We start from the raw sequence: 16,348 nt of genomic DNA, 5'->3' as shown, positions 1-16,348 counted from the left end.
GAAGAGGTGAAGTCCTTATGGAAATAGAATCAAGCAAAACACCATTCGTCAATGCGAGCAGTATGAGTTGTTTTTTTGGCACCTTGTTTGTACTACTTAAAATGATTTCAGGAAGCAATCTCTTTTTAATTCTTTTTTTAGCAACAGCAGGGGTAGGAATGCTGTTGGAAAAGCCAGAGAATAAAATCAAATTGCTGTTGTTTTTTACACCGTGGGCGTATGCCATCAAGTTTCATTTTACTCAGACTTCCTTATTTACGGTCATTACTATGATGTATTGTCTGATCATGCTGATGACGATCTTGATGAATCGAATTCAAATTCCGCCTTATTACTTAATCAGTATGCTGCTTTTTGTAGGTTATATTCTTTTTTCATTGATGTTGAATGCTTCGACTTCTTTAAAAGGGGCGGTTAGTTTCCTGGCAACTTTTGCTGCAGTTTATTTAGCAGTGATCTTCATTGAAAAGCGCGATACGTTCAAGAGTTGTGCCAGAACCTATGCTGCGGGACTGGCGGTCTCCAGCGTGATAACGTTCCTCGGTTCATTCATTCCTAGGATCAGGACTTATCTCGAAAGCTACGCTACTGCATACACAGTCAATACAGAAGGACAACTGTATAGCCGTTTTTCAGGACTCGACATTGACCCCAATTACTATGCGATCCAAATTTTGATCGGTTTATCTTGTCTGGTGATGTTGGTGTTGGCAAGAGAAGCAAAGCTGATTGATTACTTGCTGTCTTTGCTGCTCATCATCTTTGGCCTTTTGTCTCTTTCTAAAATGTTTTTATTGAGTCTGGGATTACTGTTGACGTTTCTTCTGCTGCAACTAGTCAAAACAGATCTGAAGCAATTGATCAAAGTCTTGTTCTTGTTGACAGGCTTATTGGCAGTGGGGTTTATCTACGCAAAAGATTACTTTTATGAAGCCTTTCTGTTCCGCTTTTTAAGTCAAGGAACAGATGCTTCCTCATTAACTACAGGACGTTCCACAATTTGGCTCCACTATTTGTACGGAATAACAGAAGACTTTAAATTGATGGTATTTGGAAATGGTGTCACTGGAGAATACTTGAATGGTGAGATTTCACATAATATGTATCTCATTGCTTGGTATTACTTAGGAATAGTGGGAATCTTGATTGTATTGCAGCTCTTTTTCCAAATGAACTCCATTTTGCGTTTTAATCTGAAGCGGCAGACCTCTTTATCCTTTTTCCACTATTCATCCATTACACTGTTGTTGCTGCTGATCGCCAACTTTGCATTAGATTCCTTCATCATGCATTACTTCGGCGTTCATCTCTTTTTAGTCTTGATCGGCATTAACAGTCTGGCAAAACCTGTTCAGATAGAAGAAAATAATCGGTTGGCGATGATTCGTTCAGACCACTAAGGAAGTGAATGAGCAAATGAAGGAAACAGCGACTAGAAAAAATGTATTGTCCGGATTGGTCTGGAAACTCTTGGAAAGAGGAGGAGATCAGGTTATCCAATTCATCATTCAATTGATGTTGGCTCGTCTGCTTCTTCCCGAAGATTATGGTCTGATCGCTCTGATCGCTATTTTTATCGCTTTGGCTAATGTGTTTATTCAGACCGGTTTTACGACTGCGCTGATCCAAGCTAAAGAAATAGATGAACTGGACTACGCTTCAGCTTTTTATTTCAGTTCTTTTTTAACCGTTCTGCTGTATATCTGCTTATTTTTGACAGCCCCTGTCATTGCCGGCTTTTATGGCAAACTCCAGTTAGTTCCCGTTATCCGAGTGCTGGCACTCTCCTTATTTTGCGGCCCCTTAAACTCGATCCAATACGCCATTGTTTCCCGCACACTGCAATTTAAAAAGTTCTTTTTCAGCAGCTTGAGCGGCACACTCATTTCTGGTGTCGTAGGCGTTTATCTAGCCTATGAAGGATTTGGTGTCTGGGCATTAGTTGGGCAGCAGCTCTCCAACATTTTTATTGACACTTTCGTATTATGGTTTACAGTGAGCTGGCGGCCAAAGCTGATTTTTTCATTTCAACGCATCAAAAAACTGCTTTCTTTCGGTTGGAAGATGCTGACATCAACTTTACTGGACACCTTGTACACCAACTCATACGGATTGGTGATTGGAAAGGTGATCAGTCCCACTATGCTGGGATATTACAATCGCGCAAATCAATTCCCCAGTATCATCGTCAATAATGTCAATAACTCCTTATCCACTGTTTTATTCCCCGTTATGTCCGCTAGTCAAGAGGATAAGCCGCATATCCGATCAATGATGAAGCGCTCATTACAGGTCAGTTCCCTGATTATTTTCCCGCTGATGACGGGATTGATCATTTGTTCAAAGGCACTGGTAACCACTCTGCTGACCGATAAATGGTTGGCTTCTGTTCCATTGATCCAACTGATCAGTTTAGCCTATGCCTTTTATCCTCTGCACATTACCAATATTGTAGCCATATCTTCTCTTGGAAAAAGCGACTTGATTTTGAAATTGGAAGTTATCAAAAGGGTCTTGAGTCTAATTTGCCTGTTCATTAGTATTCCATTTGGTATTTATGTCATTGTTGCTTTCGAGCCGGTCATTTCTATCACAACGTTTATTTTAAATGCTCGACCGAATAAAAAATTATTGGACTATGGTATAAAGGAACAACTGATGACCATTTTGCCTTACCTGCTGCTCTCCGTTGCAATGGGGATAGTTGTTTATCCGCTAGGGTATTTGCAACTAGGCAGTTTAACTACATTGATTTTACAAGCTACTACGGGTGCAGCGTTCTATTTTGGGGCATCCCTGATGATCAAAACGAGCAGCATCCATTATTTGTTGGCTGCGGCAAAAGAATTGATATGGAGACGAAAACAAGTAGAAAGACCACTAACGATTACGAAAAGCGGGAGGGAATACGATGAGTAAAAAAATTGACTTCATCGAGTTGCTTAAAATTGTTCAGAAAAATTGGCTGGTCATCTTATGTACAGGAATATTAGGCTTTGCGTTGTCTTATTATACGACTGTTTACCTGATCACCCCCCAGTACCAAGCTAAGACACAGCTGCTTGTCAATCGTCCAAATACAGAAGAAGGAAACATGGACTTGAATGATATCCAATCGAACATCCAAATCATCAATACGTATCGCGATATTTTAACAGATTCTGTGGTGATTGATCAAGTGTTGAGCGAACTGGATGAACCATTGACAGAAGAAGCATTGATAGAGAAAATGTCTATCGTTATTCAAGAAGACTCGCAGATTTTCAAGATTGAAGTAGTGGATGACAGTCCCGATAGAGCGGCTGAGATAGCTAATTTGATTGCGACGACTTTCCAAGAAAACGTGGGTAATATCTTACATGTTGAAAACGTAGCGATCTTATCTGCGGCTAAGATCAACTCCACACCGATATCGCCTCGTACGAATTTTAATGTATTGATCGGGACAATGATCGGTCTGATCGTTGGAATCAGTATCAGCTTGATGAAAGTTATGCTGGATACGAAGATCCATGATGAAAAAGTGATTACAGAAAAGCTGGGTTGGATTCAGCTGGGAACAATCTCTGAAATGCCCAAAGCCTTTGTTCTACGAGCAGAAGAAGAAAAAAAGTCGGTCAATAACGCTCAGATAGAAGAAAATGAGCGAGCAGAAAAGGAGCCCAGCCATGTTCGATAACTTTCCCCAAGTGCTCAATAACTTGTTCAATAAAAAGAAAACAGAACCAAGGAATACAGCTTATGAGATCGTAACGATGACGAGACCACAATCCTTTATCGCTGAAGAATATCGAACATTGCGCACCAATATTCAGTTTTCAATGGTAGATAAAAAGCTGAAAACGCTCCAATTTACATCGAGTGGGCCGAATGAAGGAAAAACGACAACTGCTATCAATGTCGCTGTTCTCTTTGCCTCTCAAGGAAAAAAAGTTTTGTTGGTTGATGCAGACATGCGTAGACCTTCGTTACACAGTATTTTTCAAGTTTCCAATCAAAAAGGGTTGTCCACTATTTTAACGGATGAAAGGCCCAATCCAGCTTCTGTCATTTATCCCTTAGAACACCAGCGCTTGTTTCTAATGACCAGCGGCATTCAGCCGCCGAACCCATCTGAGTTGTTGGCTTCTAAGCAAATGAATATCTTGATGCAGTACTTTAAGGAACATTATGACTTGATTATCTTTGATTTACCGCCTATTCTGCCTGTTACAGATGCTCAAATCATGGCGAGCAAAGTTGACGGAACCATCTTTGTGATCCGGCATGATTCAGCTCATCTAAATGAAGTCTTGCAAGCAAAAGAAATGCTGCAGCGTGTTCATGCGAATGTCATTGGAGCGGTCTTTAATGACAAGCCGCGAAATAAAAAAATGTCTGGTACTTATTATAGTCAAACTGAAAATTGATATCGTCCCCATATGATTCAGCAAAAGACGAATGGAGGAGTATAGATATGAAGAGAGAATGGCCAGTAAAAGATATGCCGCAAAAAGATATTCGAACGGTTTTTTATAAACCCGCATTTTTACGTTACCCCATCGCAAGAAAATGGATAGACTTAGGGTTAGACCACCTGTTGCTCTTTCTTTCTTGGACGGTTGCCTACATCTTTTTAGAAAACCTGCTTTTTATCCCACTTCCATTTGCCTTTTTCTTCTTAACCACTATTTGGATCAGTTACAGTGTATTTTCACTTTGGACGGATTCCTGTGCGATGATTTATCGGTATACGGATATTAAAGAAATGATCAAAGTGATGGGAGGTTTTACTCTTTCTATCGCGATCTCTGCTACTCTATCTTTATTTTTAACGAGCGGTGCACGTGTCCAATTTATTCTGCTGGTTTATTTCTTGTCGCTTCTAGTGACAGGCGGCAAGTTTGTTTTTGTTAAAGCTAAGAGTGAAATGGACGGTTTTAAGAAGAAACGCCAAGTTCCCGTCAGAAAAATACGGACTTTAGTGGTAGGAGCTGGGGACGGCGGCAGCTTATTTATCAAAAACAGCCAGAAACATTTACCTGAGATCCAGTTGATCGGAATCGTGGATGATGATGCGGCTAAACACCACATGCGTGTATTCGGGGTTCCTATTTTAGGTGGGACTGCAGACATTCCTTATTTGGTAGCTGTTCAAGAGATCGAACAAATCACTATTGCTATTCCCTCGTTAGTGCCTGAGGATCTGGAGAGAATCCTTGAATTGTGCAACCAAAGTCAAGCGACAGTCAATCTGATGCCTTCGATTGAAGATGTAGTGAGCGGCAAACTATCTGTCCAGCGTTTTCGTGAAGTAGATGTAGTTGATTTATTAGGAAGAGATGAAGTTACGTTAGATACGAAACAATTAGCTAGAGAATTAAGCGGAAAAACCTTATTGATCAGTGGAGCCGGCGGTTCAATCGGTTCTGAAATCTGTCGGATTTTAGCTTCATTTTCACCTCAGAAATTGATCCTCTTAGGTCATGGAGAAAATTCTATTTATCAAATCCATCGCGAGTTGAACAAACGATATGGTGGGAAAATTGAGATTATTCCCGTGATTGCAGATGTTAAAGATCGTGCCAGAATGTTTGAAGTGATGAAGCTGTACAAACCGGATATTGTGTATCATGCGGCGGCACATAAACACGTTCCTATGATGGAACTGAATACTGCTGAGGCCGTTAAAAATAATGTTTATGGGACAAAGAATATTGCTGAAGCCTCAAAAGCAGCTGGTGTAGGAACTTTTGTTATGGTGTCAACGGATAAAGCCGTTAATCCTCCAAACGTTATGGGGGCTACTAAACGCTTGGCAGAGATGATCGTGACAAGTTTGAATGAGCCGGGCGGTACGAATTTCGCAGCTGTCCGTTTTGGAAATGTATTAGGAAGCAGAGGAAGCGTAGTACCATTGTTTAGGGAACAAATCAAAGCGGGAGGGCCTGTTACTGTGACAGACTTTCGAATGACCCGTTACTTTATGACGATTCCGGAAGCTAGTCGTTTGGTCATCCAAGCAGGCGCATTGGCAAAAGGCGGTGAAATTTTCGTGCTGGATATGGGTAAACCTGTCAGAATCGTTGATTTAGCCAGAAAAATGGTGCAGATCAGCGGCTATACAGACAACGAGATCGAAGTGGTCGAAACGGGAATCAGACCAGGCGAAAAATTGTATGAAGAACTGTTAATCGCCAGTGAGAATACTGGAGAAAAAGTGTTTGACAAAATTTTTGTCGGAAAAGCAGTTCAGAAACCACTAACAGATATCGTAGCGTTTTTACAAATGATAGAAGGCGAAAATGAAAAAACGTTGCGTGATGATCTGATTACCTATGCAAGGCTTCATCAACAACAAATGCCTAAAGAAGAAAAACAGCCTGAAATAGAAGGTATTGTCAGAGAGAAACAGTTAGCTTAATTAGAAATGCACCATCAGCGGACCGGAGACTTTAAGCATCATCTGCGGTTCGCTTTTTCTATAACTATAGCAGGACGTAAAAGCAGCTAATAGAGGCTCTTTATATTCTAGCGATGGTAAGAAATTTTCTCCGGCCTGTGGGTTGCTTAGGGAAAACTATAGGAACGCCAGCGTCAAATGTTGTAGAATCCTTATAGAAAGTACAAGGGGTTTTAAGTTATTTTAGCTGCTTTTTTCGATATAATGAAATAAAAATAAGAGCTGAAGTTGAACGGAAGGAAAAAAGGTGGGGCCCCCTCCTGCTGGCATGAGTGGTCACCTAGATCTTTTTGAACCATGGGGAGGGAGGAAATTTCGGCTTACATTAACTTATTTAGATCCGGAGTATGCTTAAGCCGGAGAAACAGAAGAAAATAAGATATCTCAACAGGACCATGAAGATGGATGGAACTTGACCTTAGATAATTTGGCAGTTTTTGTAACTAAAAAAGAGGATAAAAATAAGTGGTTTTGAGAATCTGAAAGGATGGTAAATTGAGCGAGCAAGTAAACAAAGCAGCGCAAATGATTCAAGATTCAAAACGAATTGTGGCTTTCACGGGAGCGGGAATCAGTACAGAAAGTGGAGTGCCGGATTTTCGTTCAGCAGGCGGTTTTTTTGATCGGTTATCTGGCACACACTATACTGGTGAAGAAGCGCTAAGTGTGCCTTTTTTTGAACAATATCCGGAACTGTTTTTTGAAAACTACCGTAATACGTTAGATTTTCCAGATGCTGAACCCAACTTTGGGCATCAATTTTTTCAATTGCTGGAAGCAAAAGGGAAGCAAGTGACGATAGTAACGCAAAATATCGACAATTTGCATGAAGCTGTTGGGAGTTCAACAGTGTTCTCATTACATGGCAATGCGACCAAATGGAAATCTGTCAATACCCATAAATCCGTCGCAAAAGAAGAGGTACGTTGGGATGAAAAAGGGATAGCAGTAGAAAGTAAAGGTAATGTAGTGAGACCTGATATTGTGTTATATGGAGATCAACTGGATCAGCAAGTGCTTAGCGGTGCCATAAAAGCTATTCAAGAAGCTGACTTATTAATGGTTATCGGGACAAGTCTGAATGTCATGCCCGCGGCTTATTTGATTGATGATTTTCGGGGAGATCATTCTATACTGATCAATCAAACGGATGTAGATCGAATGAATCGATTTGATGTAGTAGTGAAAGAAAAAAGCGGCCAATTTTTACAGAAAGTGTGGAATATGCTAACTCAGGAGGAAAATACATGAATCGATTGAATTTGATTACGTTAGGTGTAAGAGATATTGTGAAGTCACTTCGTTTTTACCGTGATGGATTGGGATTTGATGTGAAAGTTATTGGAACGGAAGCATCGCCTGATGTGGTTTTTATCAATAATGACGGGACTAAAATTTCGTTATTCCCTTTGGAAGAATTAATCAAAGATATCCAGTCTCCTCAGCCGATGAGTCCTGTAGAAGGATTCAATGGAATTTCACTTGCGTATAATGGGAAATCAAAAGAAGAAGTGGACGAGATCTTTGCTCTGGCAGAAAAAGCGGGAGCGTTGATCGTTAAAAAGCCGGAAGTCGTTTTTTGGGGTGGATACAGCGGTTATTTTCAAGATCCTGATGGCATCTACTGGGAAGTGGCCTACGGAGAAGATTGGGAATTTGATGACAATGATATGCTGATCATCAAATAGAAATTGTAGTAGAAGAATGGATAACTTCTTTATATGTTTTTTACTGCTCGAGAGGGCTGCTATTCGTCGGATAAGAGCCTTCTGAGAATAGGACCCTACCTATTTAATAAGAGAGCCCATCGATATTTTTCTTTCAACAATCCTCTTGCACATTTTAGTATGGTAGAATATGCTAATCAAAAGATGTGATTGAGGAGTTTTGTACATGAGATTACTGTTAGCAGAAGATGAACAAGAATTGGCTCGTGCCATTCAAGTCATTCTAGAAAATCAAGGATATGCAGTAGATAGTGTCCATGATGGGGAAGAAGCTTACGAGTATGCTTCATTAGCCGATTATGAGGGTATTATTTTGGATATTATGATGCCGAAGCTGTCTGGGCTGGAAGTGTTAGATAAATTGCGAAACGAAGGCCACCAAACGCCTATTTTATTGTTGACGGCCAAATCAGCCATTGAGGATCGAATTGAGGGGTTGGATCTGGGAGCAGATGATTACTTGACGAAACCATTTGCAATGGGAGAATTGCTGGCACGTGTTCGAGCAATGACTCGGCGTAAAACGATTTTGCAAGCTAAAATACTGACGTTCGAAGATCTGCAGTTGAATTGTGAGACGATTCGAATCAGCAATGGCAAAGAAGAATTGAAGTTATCGAACAAAGAATTTCAAATCTTGCAATTATTGATTGAAAATCCAACCCAGCTTTTTTCAGCCGAGCAGATGATCGAGCGGATTTGGGGGTTAGACTCCGAAATCGAAATGAATAGCATCTGGGTTCATTTGAGCAATGTAAGAAAAAAATTGGCGCAGCTGGAAGTCCACGTCAAAATTGTTGCTACTCGCGGAGTGGGATATTCCCTGGAGGTTGCTGAATGATCGAGAAACTAAGAAGAAAATTTATTCTAGTCACGATGGCAGTCGTTTTTTTGGTCATGTCTGTGGTATTGATCGTTTTGAACACGACCAATTATCTCCATACTGTGGAACGAACAGATGAAATAGTATCGATCCTGATAAATAATGGAGGAGATTTTCCAGAAGAAACGATACCAGATAGTGGAATGGGAGCCCCTCCTGATCAAGGAATATCAGCTGAAACGCCTTTTGAGACTCGTTATTTTATAGCACTGGCGAATGCTGAACAACAAGTTCTCCAAATTGATACCACTCGTATCCGATCGATCGATTCCCCAACGGGTCAGTCTTATGCGGAAGACGTCTTAGCTTCTGGTAAAGAGAAAGGTTATGTAGGCGATTTTCGTTATCAGGTAGTGGAGCAAGCGGACGGCACCTTGATGCTGGTGTTTGTGGACAGTCAGCGAGATCTGCAGCTGGTGAGATCCTTTTTACGCAACTCCATATTGATTGGAATGGTTAGTTTGCTGTTTATTTTCGTACTGGTATTCTATTTTTCTAAAAAAATCGTTAAACCTGTTCAGCAGACTATCGACCGTCAAAAGCAGTTTATCACGGATGCCGGTCACGAGATCAAAACGCCATTGGCTATTATTTCGGCTAATAATGACGTTCAGGAAATGCTGAATGGAAACAGCGAATGGACAGCAAGTACACACAAACAAATCCAGCGTTTAAATGGGTTGATGGAGAGTATGCTTCAGCTGACGCAGATGGAAGAAGAAGGGTATCAACCGAATATCGAATCAGTTGATCTCTCGCAAATCGTACTGGAAACAGCTGAACCTTATATTCGCATCGGAAAGCAGAAAAAAGTTGAGGTATCGCTGACTATTCAACCAAATGTGATGATCCAAGCGGATGCTGAAGCAATGAATAAATTATGCTCATTATTGATGGATAACGCCAATAAGTATGTCCAGCAACCTGGGACCATTAACGTCCGTTTAGACCATCAAGCAGGAAATAAAATAAAACTTCAGATCACTAATACCGTCAATGAAATGCCGAAACGATTTGACCAATTGTTTGATCGTTTTTATCGGGAAGATCAGGCCCGAAAACATAGTGAAGGCGGTTATGGAATAGGCTTGTCATTAGCGGCCACGATCGTGGAAAATCATCATGGTCAAATCAAAGCAGTTCCTCTGAAAGATCATACGATTTCTTTTGAAGTGATTTTGCCAACTAAATAGATAAGTAAGGGCTGGGAAAATACTGGTCCTGATACATTAAACAATAAAGCCTGTAAGAAGCTCTCAGTGAAGAGTTTCTTACAGGCTTTATTTATTGTCGGAACAAAAAAAGGTGTCTTAAGTTTCAATTAAGGTTGAGGAATTATAGTATATCTATCGAACAAAGGAGGAATCAATCATGAGTCATTATCAAAGTACTTTTGAAAGAAAGGAAACCAAGTACTTAATTACGTACGAGCAGTGGAATGACTTTCTTGAAGCTATTCAACCCTATATGCAATTAGATGAATATGGGAAACACTTGATCACAAATGTTTACTACGATACAGAGAAATGGTATTTGATTCGTCAATCCATGAGCAAACCCATCTATAAAGAGAAAGTTCGTTTGCGAAGTTATGGTATTCCAAGTAAAACAGATCCAGTATATGTTGAAATCAAGAAAAAATTTAAAGGGGTGGTGTACAAACGCAGAACGGACATGCATTTAAAAAATGCTGAACGGTTTCTAGGGCATCACGAAATAACAGCTCCTGTTGCCAATAAACAAATGATGCATGAATTTGAATCTATTTTAGCGGTTTATCCGGATCTAAAACCAGCGATGTATATTTCTTATGAGAGGATGGCTTATACCGGAAAACTGGATGACAGTATCCGGATAACCTTTGATCAAGAGATCTTGTATCGGACGACTCACTTATCGTTAGCAGAGGGGTCTTATGGACAGCCGATTTTACCGGACGGTTCCTTGTTAATGGAAATCAAAATTTGCGGAGCTATGCCCATTTGGCTCGCGCGTCTATTATCTGAGATGCAGATTTATCCTGCTAAATTTTCTAAATATGCCAATGGGTACCAAGATTATCTAAAAAACAATCAAGAAGGGTTTGTCATCAATGAATGAATTATTTAACAGCTTATATATCGAGAGTGCTACAACTTTTTCTATCTCCAGTTTTCTGATCTGTACAGTCACCAGTTTGATTTTAGGCGGGTTAGTTGCTTGGACCTATATGTTCCGCAATCACTATTCAAAAGGTTTTGTCGTTACGTTATTCCTCTTGCCGGCCATTGTTGAAATGGTGATTATGCTGGTCAATGGAAATGTCGGAGCTGGGGTCGCGGTTATGGGAGCTTTCAGCTTGGTACGGTTCCGGTCAGTACCCGGTTCAGCAAAAGAAATCGCCAGTATTTTCTTGGCGATGGCCATAGGTCTGGCTACTGGAATGGGTTACATTGGTATATCAGTCGTGTTTGCGATCATCATTTGTGCCGTTATGATCGGGCTGAATTCATCCAGCTTTGGCGAAATGAATGAAAATGCCCGCTGGTTGAGAGTGACTTTACCAGAGAACGTAGATTACACAACGATTTTTGAAGAAATTTTTGAAAAATACCTCTCTACTCATGAAATGATGAATGTGAAAACAACCAATATGGGCAGTCTGTTTCGTTTAGAATACATGATTGAATTGAAAGATGCTTCGTTAGAAAAAGAACTGATCGATGAATTACGTTGCAAAAATGGAAACTTGGAAATTGTTTGCGGTCGTTCAGTTACAGGAAGGGAAGAATTGTAATGAAGAATAAACTCAGCACTATTTTGGCAACCGCTCTACTGTTTACTGGGGTGCTGGCAGGATGTCAAGCAACGGCTTCTGATACACAATCTATTGAATCTACTGAAGCAACGGCAACTACAGCAACTACAGGAACATCACAAAGCTCCGCTGATTACGAGATAAATTTTAGTTCAGACGATCTTGAAGTTGGTTATGATGAATCAGATGTAACCACTATTGAATTGGCTGATGATCAAAGTACCAGCAGCAATGAAGGCGCAACAGTAGAAGGGAATGTAGTTACTATTACGACAGGAGGCTCTTATCTGGTCAGCGGAAGTTTATCTGATGGGCAAATAAAAGTTACCGCTCCTGATACAGAAGAAGTTCATTTGATCTTCAATGGAGTGGATATTACTTCTACTACAACAGCGCCTGTTTTGATTGAAGAAGCCGAAAAAGTATTTGTGACATTAGCAGAAGGTTCCGAGAATACCCTGACAGACAAAGAGGGCAGTACAGCGACTATTGGTACCGGGGAGGATGCCTCAAATATTGATGGAACCATCTTTAGTAAATCAGATTTAACGCTGAACGGTTCAGGGAATTTGACAATAAATGGAAATACCAATCACGGGATTGTTTCAAAAGATGATTTAATCGTTACTGGCGGTACTTACACGATTACTGCGACAGGTCAAGGCTTGTCCGGAAAAGATGCAGTCAAAATAAAAGACGGTACGTTCTCTTTAACCACTGGAGCTGATGCGATTCAGTCCGATAACGCAGAAGAAGTTGGCAGAGGATTTGTTTATATTGCTGATGGAAGTTTCACCATCGAGACTCAACAAGATGCTATACAAGCGGAAACGTTATTGCAAATTGACGGAGGTACATTTGACATTACAGCAGGTGGCGGCAGTGAGAACGCTGTAGCTAAAACTTCTGAAGGCGAAGCATTCTTTATGCAAATGGAAGAGGAGCAAGAAGACAGTGCAGATGCTGATGCTACGGATTCGGTCAGTACGAAAGGGCTGAAAACAGCAGGTGAGTTGATCGTAAATACCGGAACGATCACAATCAATGCAGCTGATGATACAATCCACAGTGACGGCAATTTAACGCTTGCAGGTGGAACGTTGACGTTAGCTTCTGGAGACGATGGAGTGCATGCTGGAGGCGACTTAGTGTTAAATGGTGCAAATGTTGCCATTTCAGAAAGTTACGAAGGTATTGAGGGCAAAACCATTACAATCAGTGCTGGGGACATTTCTGTCCTTGCAAGTGATGATGGAATGAACGCATCAAGCGGCACGACTACTACAAGCAATACAGGCGTTGGTGAAGATCCGTTTTCTAGCAACAGTGAGAACGACTTAACTATTTCTGGAGGGACGATTTCTGTAGATAGCAGTGGAGATGGATTAGATTCAAACGGAACACTTGAAATTTCAGGAGGCAGCGTGACAGTCAGCGGTCCGGAAAATGATGGAAATGGAACGATCGACTCAAATGGGGAGACCGTGATTACTGGCGGAACTTTAATGGGTTCAGGAAGTTCTGGAATGGCAGTAACTTTCTCAGAAGATTCTACTCAAGCGAGTGTACTATATGGATTTGATACCACATATGAAGCAGGTAGTGAAATAAAAATCAGTGATGCAGAAGGAAATGTTGTGTTGAGCTGGACAGCAAACAAAAGCTTTACCTCTATCCAATTCAGTTCAGCTGACTTAACGGTAGGTGAAACCTATACAGTGAGCGTTGCTGATGAAACTTCTGAAATAACAGTAGAATCCATTTCTACTACAACAGGAACAACTACTGGTCAAATGGGTGGCGGCATGCAGCAACCTGGCGGAAACGGTGGCGGTGGTATGGGACAACCTCCTACTGACGATATTGGCGGTATGCAACGACCAGGTGAGAGTGAATCAGAAGAGTAGCTTTTCTAGCGAGAAAGACTTCTTGAGTCATTAGTCACTAGAAGGAATAAAATAAGAGCTTGCAGAATTATTCTGCAAGCTCTTTTTAAATGTCGATTCCCATACTTCTTTTAATATTGTCCAGTAGAGTTTTAGCTTTTTCCTGGTTTTCATAAAGAGAGTACTCGTCATCTTCCATTTCCCAAAAAATGTGTTCGATATCTGTCAGTATGTTGCTAAGTAAATGGATCTTTCGGTCCTCACTTAATTTCTCTGAGCGAGTGATCGCTTCATAGTTTGCTTGGAGTTCATCAACCAAACCTAACAAATTAAGATCCTCCTTATACATAATATTTTTCTTATTATAAAATATTTTTTTCGAATATGCATTATTTTAGCCTAGAAAAAATAAATATACCGAGAACGCAATCAGAACTAAAATTGATTTGATAGAGTTGTTTAAAATATGGTAGTATGGGAAGTTGTGATTATTTCTAAATAAAGTAAAAAGGTCAAATTGGAGGCAAAGGCGTTGGGACACTGATTAACTAGAATAAATGCACAATCAAAAGAACTGTGAAGAGAAATGGAGTACAAGAACAATGAGTAGATTAGTAACCTTAATAGGTATTATTGTCATGTTGGGAGTTTTATATTTATTATCGGATAATAAGAAAGCCATCAATAAAAAAACAGTGGGTATTTCCCTAGCAGCCCAATTGGTATTGGCCTTATTTTTAATTAAAGTCCCTATAGGAAGCTGGTTAATCAAACAACTGGCAGCGGGAGTAACGAAATTATTCAGTTTTGCCAACGAAGGATTGTCATTTGTTTTTGGTGATTTATTTGGAAATGGCTATTTCTTTATTGATGTTTTGGGTGTCATTATTTTCTTATCCGGCTTAACAGGTATTCTAGGTTATTTAGGAGTAGTTGGTTGGGTCGTAAAAATCATCGGCGGAGCAGTAGGGAAATTAACAGGTACCGAAAAAGCTGAATCTTTTGTAGCGGTAGCCAATATGCTGTTGGGACAAACAGAATCGCCATTTTTAGTCGCTAAATACTTGCCTAAAATGACCAAGTCGGAATTGATGACGGTATTAGTATCGGGCATGGGTTCTATGTCAGCCTCTATTTTAGTTGGGTATAATTTGCTGGGAATCCCGATGGAATGGCTTTTAGTTACGACAGCTATGGTTCCATTTGGATCGCTGTTGGTGGCTAAAATGTTGACGCCTGAAACAGAAATCAGTCAGGTATCTGAGGTAACGTTGGACCGCAAAGGCGATAACACGTCTGTCTTTTCTGCCATGGCAGAAGGAATCAACAATGGCTTACAAATGGTGCTTGGAATCGGTGCCAGTTTGATTGCTGGTATTTCAATCGTAGCTTTATTGAATAGTATCTTGGGATTAGTCGGAACAAGTTTTACGCAATTACTAGGTTATATTTTCATGCCATTAGGCTGGTTAATGGGATTAAATGGTGCTGAATCAAGAATCGCTGGACAAGTGTTAGGAACTAAGCTGTCAATCAATGAATTCGTGGCATACGCAGATTTAGCACCGATGATGGGAGAATTGTCGGACAGAGCTGTAGCGATGTTATCCATTGCTGTCGGAAGCTTTGGAGCTTTTTCTAGTATTGCGATTTGTGTAACAGGATTGACTGTATTTGCCCCAAATCGAAAAAATGATCTTTCCAATTTAGCATTTAGAGGAATGCTGGGTGGCTTTATCGTACCGGTATTATCGGCAATGTTTATCGGATTGTTTTTATAATAATATCAGCTGAGATTTCGAAAGAGGTTAAGACAAAAAATGTCTTAGCCTCTTTTTTGGGTTCTGTCAGACTGCAACAATGTTTTTTGAGGTGGAAATGTGCTAATCTGAAAGTGAAGTAAGGAAGGTGATCAGATGTTGAAAACAATTTTGCCGACTGAGTTATTAAATTTAGCACAGCAACGAGCTGCAGGATTTCCTGTAGAAGGATTTATCCGCGGGGAAGGCCCAGAACACCCTAAAGCATTATTGATTGGAGAAGCTCCAGGTGCAGTTGAAGTAACGGCAGTTGAAGATACGCCATTTGCAGGACGAGCTGGAATCGAATTAATGAGATCTTTGGAGACAGCTGGTTTATCCAGAGAAAATACGTATATTACCAGTGTTTTTCATAGTCGACCATTCAAAGACCGCTTAAAACTCAATAAACGTACTGGTTTGGAAGAACTAAAGCGGTACAATCGCAAACCAAATCGTAAAGAAGTATTGGCACACGCGCCGTTGACTGACTATGAAATCAGTCATATCGATGCACCGTTGATTATTTTGCTGGGAACATCCGCCATTGAGCGAGTGCTTGGAAAACAAGCTGCAGTAAAAGATCTTCACGGAAAAGTGCTGATGACATCGGTTCAATATTTAGCAGATCTTGAAGATACTGCTTATCAGTGGACTGACAAAAAGTATCCAGTTTTATGTACCTACCATCCTGCCAGTATCTTTTACAATCGACAGTTAGAGTCAAAGATTCATGAAGACATGCATGCAGTGAAAAAATGGTTGGAAAACATGGACAGGCATGAAAACAAATAACTAGTTAAATATGAAAAAA

15 protein-coding genes are annotated in these 16,348 nt (G+C 40.4%); 14 read left to right on the top strand and 1 reads right to left on the bottom strand.

The genetic code is table 11. From position 1 onward, the window contains the following. Positions 1-17 precede the first annotated feature (17 nt). From ACEN4I_RS10805 to ACEN4I_RS10750, 12 genes are all read left to right on the top strand, one after another. Entirely contained in the window at positions 18-1,400 is a 1,383-nt protein-coding gene (locus ACEN4I_RS10805) for a hypothetical protein (RefSeq protein ID WP_407102940.1), read from the top strand. 16 nt (positions 1,401-1,416) lie between these two features. Further along, entirely contained in the window at positions 1,417-2,919 is a 1,503-nt protein-coding gene (locus ACEN4I_RS10800; protein WP_407127744.1) for a lipopolysaccharide biosynthesis protein, read from the top strand. Further along, on the top strand, positions 2,912-3,679 hold the full coding sequence (locus tag ACEN4I_RS10795; protein ID WP_407102942.1) for a YveK family protein: 768 nt from the start codon (positions 2,912-2,914) through the stop codon (positions 3,677-3,679). The genes ACEN4I_RS10800 and ACEN4I_RS10795 overlap by 8 nt, the downstream gene beginning before the upstream one ends. Then, positions 3,669-4,409 (top strand): CpsD/CapB family tyrosine-protein kinase, encoded by a 741-nt coding sequence (locus ACEN4I_RS10790; protein ID WP_407102943.1) that lies wholly within the window; start codon positions 3,669-3,671, stop codon positions 4,407-4,409. Before ACEN4I_RS10795 ends, ACEN4I_RS10790 begins: the two co-directional genes overlap by 11 nt. Positions 4,410-4,456: 47 nt before the next feature. Continuing rightward, entirely contained in the window at positions 4,457-6,403 is a 1,947-nt protein-coding gene (locus ACEN4I_RS10785; protein ID WP_407102944.1) for a polysaccharide biosynthesis protein, read from the top strand. Between the two features lie 534 nt (positions 6,404-6,937). After that, positions 6,938-7,693: an NAD-dependent protein deacylase gene (locus ACEN4I_RS10780; protein WP_407102945.1), complete on the top strand. Its 756-nt coding sequence runs from the start codon at positions 6,938-6,940 to the stop codon at positions 7,691-7,693. Then, positions 7,690-8,130 carry a VOC family protein gene (locus tag ACEN4I_RS10775; protein WP_407102946.1) on the top strand — a complete coding sequence of 147 codons (441 nt, stop codon included), beginning with the start codon at positions 7,690-7,692 and terminating at the stop codon, positions 8,128-8,130. The genes ACEN4I_RS10780 and ACEN4I_RS10775 overlap by 4 nt, the downstream gene beginning before the upstream one ends. Before the next feature lie 205 nt (positions 8,131-8,335). Next, positions 8,336-9,010, top strand: coding sequence for a response regulator transcription factor (locus ACEN4I_RS10770; protein ID WP_407102947.1), 675 nt, complete (start codon positions 8,336-8,338; stop codon positions 9,008-9,010). After that, the gene (locus tag ACEN4I_RS10765) at positions 9,007-10,245 is read left to right on the top strand and encodes a sensor histidine kinase (RefSeq protein ID WP_407102948.1); all 1,239 of its coding nucleotides are present in this window, start codon (positions 9,007-9,009) and stop codon (positions 10,243-10,245) included. Before ACEN4I_RS10770 ends, ACEN4I_RS10765 begins: the two co-directional genes overlap by 4 nt. A 178-nt stretch (positions 10,246-10,423) precedes the next feature. Continuing rightward, positions 10,424-11,152, top strand: a complete 729-nt coding sequence (locus ACEN4I_RS10760) for a polyphosphate polymerase domain-containing protein (protein WP_407102949.1) — start codon at positions 10,424-10,426, stop codon at positions 11,150-11,152. Further along, positions 11,145-11,828 (top strand): DUF4956 domain-containing protein, encoded by a 684-nt coding sequence (locus tag ACEN4I_RS10755; RefSeq protein WP_407102950.1) that lies wholly within the window; start codon positions 11,145-11,147, stop codon positions 11,826-11,828. Before ACEN4I_RS10760 ends, ACEN4I_RS10755 begins: the two co-directional genes overlap by 8 nt. After that, the gene (locus ACEN4I_RS10750) at positions 11,828-13,756 is read left to right on the top strand and encodes a carbohydrate-binding domain-containing protein (protein ID WP_407102951.1); all 1,929 of its coding nucleotides are present in this window, start codon (positions 11,828-11,830) and stop codon (positions 13,754-13,756) included. Before ACEN4I_RS10755 ends, ACEN4I_RS10750 begins: the two co-directional genes overlap by 1 nt. 85 nt (positions 13,757-13,841) lie before the next feature. Here the strand turns inward: ACEN4I_RS10750 and ACEN4I_RS10745 are convergent, their stop codons facing one another. Next, the gene (locus ACEN4I_RS10745) at positions 13,842-14,063 is read right to left on the bottom strand and encodes a hypothetical protein (RefSeq protein ID WP_407102952.1); all 222 of its coding nucleotides are present in this window, start codon (positions 14,061-14,063) and stop codon (positions 13,842-13,844) included. A gap of 274 nt (positions 14,064-14,337) precedes the next feature. On the opposite strand from ACEN4I_RS10745, the gene ACEN4I_RS10740 reads away from it, so the two are divergent. Beyond that, positions 14,338-15,516 carry a NupC/NupG family nucleoside CNT transporter gene (locus ACEN4I_RS10740; RefSeq protein WP_407102953.1) on the top strand — a complete coding sequence of 393 codons (1,179 nt, stop codon included), beginning with the start codon at positions 14,338-14,340 and terminating at the stop codon, positions 15,514-15,516. 135 nt (positions 15,517-15,651) lie between these two features. Next, positions 15,652-16,329 (top strand): uracil-DNA glycosylase, encoded by a 678-nt coding sequence (locus tag ACEN4I_RS10735; protein WP_407102954.1) that lies wholly within the window; start codon positions 15,652-15,654, stop codon positions 16,327-16,329. The last annotated feature ends 19 nt before the right edge of the window (positions 16,330-16,348 follow it).

This window comes from Desemzia sp. FAM 23990 (genome assembly GCF_045528485.1).
GTDB lineage: Bacteria > Bacillota > Bacilli > Lactobacillales > Carnobacteriaceae > Desemzia.
The sequence above is the reverse complement of the archived record's forward strand: the minus strand, read 5'-3'. Positions and strand labels throughout refer to the sequence as shown.

Coding starts and splice junctions, on each gene's coding strand:
- ACEN4I_RS10805 (WP_407102940.1), top strand. CDS start 18: ATGGAAATAGAATCAAGCAAAACACCATTCGTCAATGCGAGCAGTATG.
- ACEN4I_RS10800 (WP_407127744.1), top strand. CDS start 1,417: ATGAAGGAAACAGCGACTAGAAAAAATGTATTGTCCGGATTGGTCTGG.
- ACEN4I_RS10795 (WP_407102942.1), top strand. CDS start 2,912: ATGAGTAAAAAAATTGACTTCATCGAGTTGCTTAAAATTGTTCAGAAA.
- ACEN4I_RS10790 (WP_407102943.1), top strand. CDS start 3,669: ATGTTCGATAACTTTCCCCAAGTGCTCAATAACTTGTTCAATAAAAAG.
- ACEN4I_RS10785 (WP_407102944.1), top strand. CDS start 4,457: ATGAAGAGAGAATGGCCAGTAAAAGATATGCCGCAAAAAGATATTCGA.
- ACEN4I_RS10775 (WP_407102946.1), top strand. CDS start 7,690: ATGAATCGATTGAATTTGATTACGTTAGGTGTAAGAGATATTGTGAAG.
- ACEN4I_RS10770 (WP_407102947.1), top strand. CDS start 8,336: ATGAGATTACTGTTAGCAGAAGATGAACAAGAATTGGCTCGTGCCATT.
- ACEN4I_RS10765 (WP_407102948.1), top strand. CDS start 9,007: ATGATCGAGAAACTAAGAAGAAAATTTATTCTAGTCACGATGGCAGTC.
- ACEN4I_RS10760 (WP_407102949.1), top strand. CDS start 10,424: ATGAGTCATTATCAAAGTACTTTTGAAAGAAAGGAAACCAAGTACTTA.
- ACEN4I_RS10755 (WP_407102950.1), top strand. CDS start 11,145: ATGAATGAATTATTTAACAGCTTATATATCGAGAGTGCTACAACTTTT.
- ACEN4I_RS10750 (WP_407102951.1), top strand. CDS start 11,828: ATGAAGAATAAACTCAGCACTATTTTGGCAACCGCTCTACTGTTTACT.
- ACEN4I_RS10740 (WP_407102953.1), top strand. CDS start 14,338: ATGAGTAGATTAGTAACCTTAATAGGTATTATTGTCATGTTGGGAGTT.
- ACEN4I_RS10735 (WP_407102954.1), top strand. CDS start 15,652: ATGTTGAAAACAATTTTGCCGACTGAGTTATTAAATTTAGCACAGCAA.